Origin of the sequence: Nocardiopsis sp. RV163 (assembly GCF_001029525.1) — a bacterium.
GTDB classification, from domain to species: Bacteria; Actinomycetota; Actinomycetes; order Streptosporangiales; family Streptosporangiaceae; genus Nocardiopsis; species Nocardiopsis dassonvillei.
Genome location: NZ_LEKI01000197.1, coordinates 1 through 8924, shown reverse-complemented (window position 1 = coordinate 8924; position 8924 = coordinate 1). Strand labels below are relative to the sequence as shown.

Annotated in this window: 9 protein-coding genes and 1 tRNA gene; 4 read left to right on the top strand and 6 right to left on the bottom strand. The window is 72.8% G+C overall.

Going from position 1 to position 8924, the window contains the following annotated elements:
* Positions 1–132 precede the first annotated feature (132 nt).
* From ABD54_RS23695 to ABD54_RS23680, 4 genes are all read right to left on the bottom strand, one after another.
* A tRNA-Val gene (locus tag ABD54_RS23695) sits at positions 133–206 on the bottom strand.
* 50 nt (positions 207–256) lie between these two features.
* Positions 257–709, bottom strand: coding sequence for a peroxiredoxin (locus ABD54_RS23690; RefSeq protein WP_047871748.1), 453 nt, complete (start codon positions 707–709; stop codon positions 257–259).
* A gap of 93 nt (positions 710–802) precedes the next feature.
* Complete coding sequence (locus ABD54_RS23685; RefSeq protein ID WP_013153961.1) at positions 803–1228, bottom strand: DUF3052 domain-containing protein; 426 nt, start codon at positions 1226–1228, stop codon at positions 803–805.
* 169 nt (positions 1229–1397) lie between these two features.
* Positions 1398–1805: a YjbQ family protein gene (locus tag ABD54_RS23680; protein ID WP_047871747.1), complete on the bottom strand. Its 408-nt coding sequence runs from the start codon at positions 1803–1805 to the stop codon at positions 1398–1400.
* Between the two features lie 128 nt (positions 1806–1933).
* Between ABD54_RS23680 and ABD54_RS23675 the strand changes: the two genes are divergently transcribed.
* Positions 1934–3586, top strand: a complete 1653-nt coding sequence (locus ABD54_RS23675) for an alkaline phosphatase D family protein (RefSeq protein ID WP_047871746.1) — start codon at positions 1934–1936, stop codon at positions 3584–3586.
* Between the two features lie 109 nt (positions 3587–3695).
* Here the strand turns inward: ABD54_RS23675 and ABD54_RS23670 are convergent, their stop codons facing one another.
* Positions 3696–4739 carry a hypothetical protein gene (locus ABD54_RS23670; RefSeq protein WP_047871745.1) on the bottom strand — a complete coding sequence of 348 codons (1044 nt, stop codon included), beginning with the start codon at positions 4737–4739 and terminating at the stop codon, positions 3696–3698.
* Between the two features lie 304 nt (positions 4740–5043).
* Positions 5044–6306, bottom strand: a complete 1263-nt coding sequence (locus tag ABD54_RS23665) for a CdaR family transcriptional regulator (RefSeq protein WP_047871744.1) — start codon at positions 6304–6306, stop codon at positions 5044–5046.
* A 243-nt stretch (positions 6307–6549) separates the two neighbouring features.
* Between ABD54_RS23665 and ABD54_RS23660 the strand changes: the two genes are divergently transcribed.
* The 3 genes from ABD54_RS23660 (at position 6550) to ABD54_RS23650 (ending at position 8851) form a co-directional block, all read left to right on the top strand.
* Positions 6550–7527, top strand: coding sequence for an ACP S-malonyltransferase (locus ABD54_RS23660; RefSeq protein ID WP_047871743.1), 978 nt, complete (start codon positions 6550–6552; stop codon positions 7525–7527).
* Positions 7528–7529: 2 nt separating this feature from the next.
* Positions 7530–8486, top strand: a complete 957-nt coding sequence (locus ABD54_RS23655) for a beta-ketoacyl-ACP synthase III (RefSeq protein ID WP_047871742.1) — start codon at positions 7530–7532, stop codon at positions 8484–8486.
* A 107-nt stretch (positions 8487–8593) separates the two neighbouring features.
* Positions 8594–8851 carry an acyl carrier protein gene (locus ABD54_RS23650; protein WP_047871741.1) on the top strand — a complete coding sequence of 86 codons (258 nt, stop codon included), beginning with the start codon at positions 8594–8596 and terminating at the stop codon, positions 8849–8851.
* The last annotated feature ends 73 nt before the right edge of the window (positions 8852–8924 follow it).

Below are 8924 nucleotides of genomic sequence, written 5' to 3'. Positions count from 1 at the left end.
CACCCCACCGATCACCGCCACCCCGGCCGCAGGGGGTATCTCGGGGGGTTCGGGGGGGTCTCCCCCCGGTAAACACGACGGACGACCCGGCAAGGCGGCCGAAGGCCCCCGAGCAGGGTCGTCCAGAGTCCGTGGGCGCGAAGGGACTCGAACCCCTGACCTATTGCTTGTAAGGCAATTGCTCTAACCAACTGAGCTACGCGCCCGTGCGTCGGACGAGATCATACCGCTTCGCCGGAACCACCGCGTCCGGATCTCAGACCAGCTCGCGCAGCTCCCTCAGGTACTCGTCCACGTCGCGCGCCTCGGAGAACCCCGTGAGGGTGGACCAGCGCACGACTCCCCCGGCGTCGATCAGGAACGTCCCCCGCCGCGCGGTGCCCCTCCGGGGATCGAACACCCCGTAGGCCCGGGCCACGCCGCCGTGCGGCCAGAAGTCCGACAGCAGGGGGAACGGGAAGCCCTCCCGGTCGGACCAGGTGCGCAGAGCGAAGACGGAGTCCACCGACACCGCCATTACCTCGGCGCCGAGGGCTGCGAACTCGGGGTGGCGCGCGCTGAGCTCGGCGAGCTCTCCCGAGCACACTCCCGAGAAGGCCAGCGGGTAGAAGACCAGCAGGGCGGGGCGGCCCGGCACCAGGGAGGTGTCCTGGCCGTACTGGTCCTGGAGGGTGAAGTCGGGCGCGGGAGCGCCCACGGGGGCGGTCATGGATCCCTTTCGTCGGTGGGCACCGCTCAGCGCCGCGCGCCCGCCTCTGGGACGCGCGGCACCGGATGCCTCACCCTTGGCGGGTGATGTCCGTCACCGCTTGGGAACGACCAGGCGCGTACCCGACCAGTCCGCGCCGATGCTGACCGCGCTGGTCTGGGAGAGGCCCGACGTCGTCGCGGCCTCGGCGACCTCGTTGGGCGACACGTGCAGGTCACGGCCCGCCTTGGGCGTGAGCACCAGGATGGTTCCGCCGTCGGCGATGGTGGTCACGGTGTCCATCAGCGCGTCGGTGAGGTCCTCCTCCTCGTCGGACCGCCACCACAGCAGTGCCGCGTCGACGTCGCCGTCGTAGTCCTCGTCGACCAGCTCCTCACCGGTGAGTTCGGTGATGGATGCGCGCAGGTTCTCGTCGACGTCGTCGTCGAAGCCGAATTCCTGCACCACCTGACCCGGCTTGAATCCGAGTCGGTCAGCCAAGCCGCGTTCGCTCTGTGCCTGGCCCGCGGTCGCGCTCACGAAAGTTCTCCTCCACAGATGGTTTTTCTCAATCTTGCCTGCACGAAGCAGTTGTCACAACGACGCCGGGCTGTTTGCGCGCCCGACACGTGGGTCCGCTGACCATCGCTGATGGCCTAGTTCACACGCTAGCGGCATGTTCCGTCAACGCGCTGCCAAACCTTGCCCGTCAGGACGAGAGGTAGGACAGGCGCACTCGCCGGTCGGGGTTGTCCACGTTGAGGTCCACCACGGCGATGGACTGCCACGTGCCCAGTTCGAGTCTGCCGCCGACGACGGGGACGGTGGTCTGGGGCGCGACGAAGGCGGGCATCACGTGCGACCTGCCGTGACCCCGCGAGCCGTGCTTGTGACGCCACCGGTCGTCGGCGGGCAGCAGGTCGGCCAGGGAGGCGAGGAGGTCGTCGTCGGACCCCGCCCCGAGCTCGATGACCGCCACACCCGCCGTGGCGTGCGGGACGAAGACGTTGAGCAGTCCGTCCCCTCCGGCCCCGGCGACGAAGTCGCCGCACTGGCGGGTGATGTCGGTGATGCTCTCCGATCCACCGGTGTGCAGCTCCAGGATCTGTGTCCTCATAGCGCCACCTTCGCGCAGGCGCGGCGCTCGTGCAACCACCCTGGTTCCGGCTGTGGATGGCGCTCAGCCCCGTGAGGGGCCATACTCGTCCACCACATGTGCGAACCTGGTCGAAAGGAGGCGAAACGGTGACTGCTTCTTTACTCCTGGGGCCCCTGCTCAGGTACCCGGGGGAGACCGCGGCCACGGTGTGGGTGGAGACGGACGCCCCCTGCGCGGTGCGCGTCGTGGTCGACGGCGCCGCCGAGGCGACCGCGCGGACCTTCAACGTGCACGGCCACCACTACGCCGTCTGCACGGTGGCGGGGCTGGCCCCGGGCGCCCGCCTGCCCTACGAGGTTTTCCTGGACGAGGACCGTGTCTGGCCGGAGCCGGACAGCCCCTTCCCGCCCAGCACGGTGCGCACCGTGGATCCGGAGGCGCCCACGCGGCTGCTGTACGGGTCCTGCCACACGCCCACCCACGACTCGCCCGAGGGCGTGGTCCGCTACGGCCCCGACATGCTGCGCGCCACGGCCCGGCGGCTGGCCCGCGAACCGGTCGAGGGCAACCTGGCGCTGCTGCTCATCGGCGACCAGGTCTACGCCGACGAGGTGCGGGAGCCGATGCTCGCGTTCCTGCGCGAGCGGCGCGCCCGCGGGGGCGCCCGCGACGACCCCGAAGACGAGGTCGTGTACTACGACGAGTACGCCGAGCTGTACCGGCAGGCCTGGAGCGACCCGCAGGTGCGGTGGCTGCTGTCCACCGTGCCGACCCTGATGGTCTTCGACGACCACGACGTCCGCGACGACTGGAACACCTCCGCCGCCTGGCGGCGCGACATGGACCGGCGGCCCTGGTGGCGCAGGCGCATCACCAGCGGCCTGGGCTCCTACTGGGTGTATCAGCACCTGGGCAACCTCTCCGAGCAGGAGAGGGACCGCGACCGGTTGTGGAAGCGGGTGCTCGACGCCGACGGCGACGCCGGGGAGCTGGTCGACGCCTTCGCCTGGCAGGCCCACAGCGAGCCGTCGAGCTACCAGTGGGGGCACCACCACGACTTCGGCGGGGTCCGGCTCGTGATGGCCGACACCCGCTGCTCCCGCGCCCTGGGAGAGGGCGACCCCTCCGACGGCTCCAGGTCGATCCTGGGGCCCCAGGGCCACGACTGGCTGGACGGGCACCTGACCGGCGGACCGGACCACGTCGTGGTCGCCTCGACCGTCCCCGTGCTGCTGCCCCCGGCCGTGCACCGGCTGGAGGCCTGGAACGAGGCGGTGTGCGCTGGCGCCTGGGGTCGGTGGCTGACGGGGCCCTCCGAACGGCTGCGCCAGGACATCGACCTGGAGCACTGGGCGGCCTTCCAGTACTCCTTCCGCCGCCTGTCCGACGCCGTGGGCGAGCTGGCGCGGGGCGAACGCGGCCCGGCGCCGGCCACCGTGCTGTTCCTGGGCGGGGACGTGCACTTCTCATACCTGGCGCGCGCCCGCCACCGCCGGGGCGGCGCGAGCCGGGTGGCACAGCTGGTCTCCTCCCCGCTGTGCAACCAGGCCCCGACGAGCATGCGCCGCATGGTCCGGCTGTCGGTGAGCCGCCCGCTGCGCGCGATCGGGTGGCTGCTGACGCGGCTGGCGGGGGTCCCCGAGCCCGATCTGAGCTGGGACCTGGGGTCGGCCCCCTACTTCGGCAACACCCTGGGCCAGGTGGACTTCGCCGGGCGCGGGGCCCGGGCCTCCTGGTACCACTGCGCCCGGGGCGGGGGCGACGCGCTGCCCGACGTGCGGATGACCGCGGACCTGTGACGGTCCCCGCGTCGACGCGCGGCCCCGCCCGCGGAGCGGGCGCGAAACGCCGCCGGGGGCGCCGCGGGCCGGGACAGGCCGACGGCGCCCCCGGACGGGGCGGGGCCCGTCAGGGCTTGTTGGGCGCGGGGCGCCGACTGGACTGGGCACCGCGCCGCGGCTTGCGCACCGAGAGCCCGAGGGCTCCGCTGCCCTGCTCCAGGATGTGCCGGGCCCGGTTCACCGTGCCGCGGGGCGTGCGGGCGGGGGCGGCCTCCGCCCCGGTACCGTCCTCCGCGTCGTCCGCGGCCCCGGCGTCCCCGTCCAGGTGGGGCATCGCCCGGGTCGGCCGGACCTCCCCGCCGGGCTCCCCGTCCCCCGACGCGGCGCCCAGGTGCGGCAGGACCTCGGTCGGTTTCTCCCCGTCGGCGGCCGGGGACGCCTTCGGACGGCCGGACTCCAGGTGCGGGAGCACGTCGGTGGCCTCCTGGTCCACCGGCCGGATGGGCCGGGTGCGCTCCGTGGCGGCCGGGTCGGCGGCGGTGTCGCCCACCTGCGCGCTCTCCTCTCGCACGGCCTCCTTCCAGGCCTTCTCCTCCTCCGACTCGCGCCGGTCCTGCCGGGCGTTCTCGGCCCGCCAGGCGCGCCAGCCGCGCACCGCGGGGGTGATGACCGGCCAGGTCACCTTCGCCGGGCGCGACAGCGCGTGCCACAGGTAGGCGGTGGTGCCCCACGCCTCCATGGCCCGGCGCGCCCTGGTGATGGTGAAGAAGGTGGGCAGTGCCAGCAGCAGCTGCGGCCAGGCCAGCGCCAGCGCGGCGAACAGCGGGTACAGGCCCCCGCCGATCACCGACGCGGCCGCGCCGATCACCACCGGCACCAGGGCCAGCGTGATGCGCAGCCCGGTGAACTGGCGGAAGCGGTGCAGCGAGCGGCGCGCGGAGACCTGCGGCACCAGCCCCTCGGGGAGGGGCGTGGGCTGCACGACCAGCGCGAGCAGCATCGTTCCGACGCCCACGCTGGCGGCCAGCAGTATCGTCCACCCCGCGGCGGCCAGTTCGCCGCCGACCAGCAGGTAGACCACGCCCAGCACGGGCAGCGGCGCGGGGATCCAGAACAGCGCCCGTCTGCGCAGCTCACCCTCCTGAGTGGGCGCGAGAACGTAATCGATCATCGGACGGAAGAGCCGGGACCCTATCCTCGGTCGCTCGACCACAGCGTTGACCCCCCAAGAACGTCGTGACGGGGCGGTGCGGGGACCTTCGCCCGAGGATGACGCAGCCTCAACGGTCCCGTCGGCAATCCGCCCACCACAAAGCTATCCCTTTTCATGTGGTCCCCGGGCGTACACAACCAGTTACCGACATACCCGGCTCTGGTGAAACTTCCATAAGGGGACGGACATGACAGGCAACGATCAGGTTACGCGGCGGGTTCCCCTCCGCGGGTCCGCGGCCGGAACCGGCCGACCCGGGAGGTCATGCGTCGCCGGTCCGCGCGAGGCGCCCGAGGGCGACCGCCACCCGCAGGACGAAGGATCCGCGCCCGTCCGAGGGCGTGCGCCCGGTGAGCTCGGCGATGCGGCTGAGCCGGTACCGGACAGTGTTGGGGTGCACGAACAGCATCCGCGCGGTGGCCTCCAGCGACGAGGCGTGCTCCAGGTACACCGAGAGCGTGTCCAGCAGGGGCGACCCCGCGCCCAGCAGGGGCACGTACACCTCCTCGACCAGTTGCCCGCGCGCCTCGGCCTCGCCCTGGAGCGCGCGCTCGGGCAGCAGGTCGTCGGCGAGCACGGGGCGCGGCGCGTCGGGCCAGGCCACGGCGGCCCGCAGCCCGTTGACCGCGGCGCGCAGCGAGGCCCCCGCGGACCGCAGGTCGGGGACGGCGGGCCCCACCACCACCGGGCCCGAGCCGAAGAGCCCGGCCAGCGGCTCGGCGGCGGCCGCGGGCAGGTCCTCCGCCGGGTAGCGGTCCCCCACGCCGATGACCACGACCACGCGGCGGCCCTGCGTCCCGGCCAGCACGTCGTGGCCGAGGCGGCGCGCGGCCGAGCGCAGGTCGTCCAGGACCTTGCCGCCGTCGTCGTCGCCGACCTCCCCGGCCACCGCGACGACCGGGGTGTGCGACCAGCTCAGCGCCGAACCCCAGGTCTGGAGGCCGTCCTCCTGGTCGCCGTGCAGCAGGGCGTCCACGATCAGGGCCTCCAGGCGCGCGTCCCACGCCCCCCGCGCCTCGGCGGCGCGCGCGTAGACCTTCGCGGAGCTGAAGGCCACCTCGCGCGTGTAGCGCAGCACGGCCTCGCGCAACTGCTGGGCTCCGCCGGGGGCGGCCAGCTCCTCCACCTGGCCCTCGACCACGTCGATGACCACGCGGATCATGTCGACGGTCTGCTGGAGGGAGACCGAGCGCGTGAGCTCGCGCGGCGCGGTGCCGAAGACCTCGACGGTGATGGCCGGGCGGCCGCGCACCGGGTTGCGGAACCAGTCGACGAAGGCGGCCACCCCGGACTGGGCGACCAGGCCGATCCACGAGCGGTCCTCGGCCGACATCCGGCGGAACCAGCCCAGGCGCTGTTCCATGCGGGCCACGGCGGCCGTGCCGAGCGCGCCCATCGAGCGTTCCAGGCGGCGCACGGTCTCGGCGCGCACGCGTTCCTGCTCCGTGGGGACGGAGGTGTGCGCGTCCTCCGGGGCCGCCGTTGCGCCCTGGTCGTCCGGGGTCTGGTGGGGTTCGGTGTTCACCTCTCCAGGTTCGCATCCCGCGGCACCGGCCCGGCGGGCCGCCCCGCGTCCCCGGTGGACGCAAACCGCTGGCGTGAGCGGGCGCGCGCGCAGCGTACCGTCGGAGGGTGACCTCTCCCACCGGCTCACGGGTCCGCGGGAGCAGGTTCGGCACCGGTTTGTGGAGTCCCAACAAACGGTGTCGAGTAAGTTCGTGCTCCTCCCCCTCTGACCGGTGATCTCCTACAGGGCAAGGTTGATGTCGTGCTTGTAATCGTTGCTCCCGGCCAAGGCGCCCAGGTTCCCGGCTTCCTCTCCCCGTGGCTCGAACTGCCCGGTGTCTCCGCGCAGGTCGAGGCGTGGTCCGAGGTCGCCGGGCTGGACCTGGTGCGCTACGGCACCACCGCGGACGCGGACGAGATCCGCGACACAGCGGTCGCCCAGCCCCTGCTGGTCGGGGCCGGCCTCGTCGCGGCCTCCGCCCTGCTCGGCCCCCTGGCCGCCCCCTCACCCGCGCTGCCCGCCGAGGGCGCCCTGCTGGACGCCGTCGCGGGTCACAGCGTCGGTGAGTTCACGGCCGCCGCCATCGCCGGCGTCCTGTCCCCCAAGGACGCGATGGCCCTGGTGGCCGAGCGCGGCCGGGGCATGGCCGACGCCGCGGCGCGGACCGAGACCGGCATGACCGCCGTGCTCGGCGGCGACCGCGAGCAGGTGCTGGCCGCGATCGCCGCCGCCGGTCTGACCGCGGCCAACGACAACGGTTCCGGCCAGATCGTGGCCGCCGGTACCACCGCTCAGCTCGCGGCCTTCGCCGAGAACCCGCCAGAGCGGGCGCGACTGCGCTCCCTGGCGGTCGCGGGCGCCTTCCACACCGAGCACATGGCCCCGGCCGTGGAGCGGGTGCGGGCGGCCGCGGCCCCCCTGTCCCCCTCCGACCCCACTGTGCGCCTGCTCTCCAACGCCGACGGCGCCGTGGTCGAGAGCGGACCCGAGTACCTGGAGCGCCTGATCACGCAGGTCTCCTCCCCGGTCCGCTGGGACGCGTGCACGCGGACCCTGGCCGACCTGGGCGTGACCGCGATGATCGAACTCACACCGGCGGGCACGCTCACCGGCCTGGCCAAGCGCGCCCTGCGCGGGGTCGAACTCCTCGCTGTCAAGACCCCCGACGACCTCGACCGCGCCGGCGCCCTCGTCAAGGAGCACGCCGGGAACCCCGCGGCCACCGACCAGGAAGGCTAACCATGATCAGCTCCCCGAGAGCTCTCGGAGGCGCGGCGATCACCGCCTTCGGCGAGTACCAGCCCTCCCGGGTCGTGACCAACGCCGACCTCGAAGAGCGCGTCGACACCAGCGACGAGTGGATCCAGAGCCGGGTGGGCATCCGGGAGCGGCGCATCGCGGGCCCCGAGGACACCGTGACCAGCATGGCCGTGGCGGCGGGCGGCAAGGCCCTGGCCGCCAGCGGCCTGTCCCCCGAGGACATCGACCTGGTGATCGTGGCCACCTGCACCGTTCAGGACCAGATCCCCAACACCGCCGCCACCGTCGCCGCCAAGCTGGGCATCACCGCCCCGGGCGCCTTCGACCTCAACGCCGCCTGCGCGGGCTTCTGCTACGCCCTGGGCGTGGCCGCGGACATGGTCCGCGGCGGCAGCTCCCGCAACGTGCTGGTGATCGGCTCGGAGAAGCTCAGCGACTGGGTGGACTGGGACGACCGCGGCACCTGTGTGATCTTCGCCGACGGCGCCGGGGCCGCGGTCGTCTCCGCCTCCGAGGAGCAGGGCATCGGTCCGGTGGTGTGGGGCTCCTCCGGAGAGCGGGCCGCCAAGATCCACCTGCGCGAGGGCAAGTACCTTTGGCAGGAGGGCCAGGCGGTCTTCCGCTGGACCACCACCGAGCTGTACAAGGTGGCCCTGGAGGCGATGGAGAAGGCGGGTGTGGAGCCCTCTGAGCTGACCGCCTTCGTCCCGCACCAGGCCAACCTGCGCATCGTGGAGGCCATCGCCAAGAAGCTGGGCGCGCCCCAGGCACTCGTGGCCCGCGATATCGTCACCGCTGGCAACACCTCCTCCGCGTCCATCCCTCTCGCTCTCTCGCGAATGATCGGACGCGGGGAGCTGCCGTCGGGGAGCACCGTACTCACCCTGGGCTTCGGGGCGGGGCTGGTCTACGCCGCCCAGGTGATCCGCATCCCCTGAGCACCCGCCCGAACCCGCGGTCACACCACGCCGACCGGGTCCGCGAGCCCGCGGCTCACGTGGTGTCCCCGAGCCGACACGAATCACCGAGCAAGGAGAAAGACGACATGTCCCAGCAGAGCCAGTCCCAGCAGAGCGAGCAGGAGATCCTCAAGGGCCTCGGCGAGATCATCGAGGAGATCGTCGGGACCGAGCCCTCCGAGGTCACCCCGGACAAGAGCTTCGTCGACGACCTGGACATCGACTCGCTGTCCATGGTGGAGATCGCCGTCGCCGCCCAGGACAAGTTCGGCGTGGAGATCCCGGACGACCAGCTCAAGGACCTCAAGACGGTCCAGGACGTCATCAACTTCATCCAGAAGTAGGCCGTTCGGGGCGGCGGGACCCACCCCGTCCCGCCGCCCGACACGGCCTACTTCTGGATGAAGTTGATGACGT

Excerpts from the sequence above, each read along its gene's own strand:
- ABD54_RS23655 (WP_047871742.1), top strand. The coding sequence starts at position 7,530 with ATGATCAGCTCCCCGAGAGCTCTCGGAGGCGCGGCGATCACCGCCTTC.
- ABD54_RS23650 (WP_047871741.1), top strand. The coding sequence starts at position 8,594 with ATGTCCCAGCAGAGCCAGTCCCAGCAGAGCGAGCAGGAGATCCTCAAG.
- ABD54_RS23690 (WP_047871748.1), bottom strand. The coding sequence starts at position 709 with ATGACCGCCCCCGTGGGCGCTCCCGCGCCCGACTTCACCCTCCAGGAC.
- ABD54_RS23670 (WP_047871745.1), bottom strand. The coding sequence starts at position 4,739 with ATGATCGATTACGTTCTCGCGCCCACTCAGGAGGGTGAGCTGCGCAGA.
- ABD54_RS23680 (WP_047871747.1), bottom strand. The coding sequence starts at position 1,805 with ATGAGGACACAGATCCTGGAGCTGCACACCGGTGGATCGGAGAGCATC.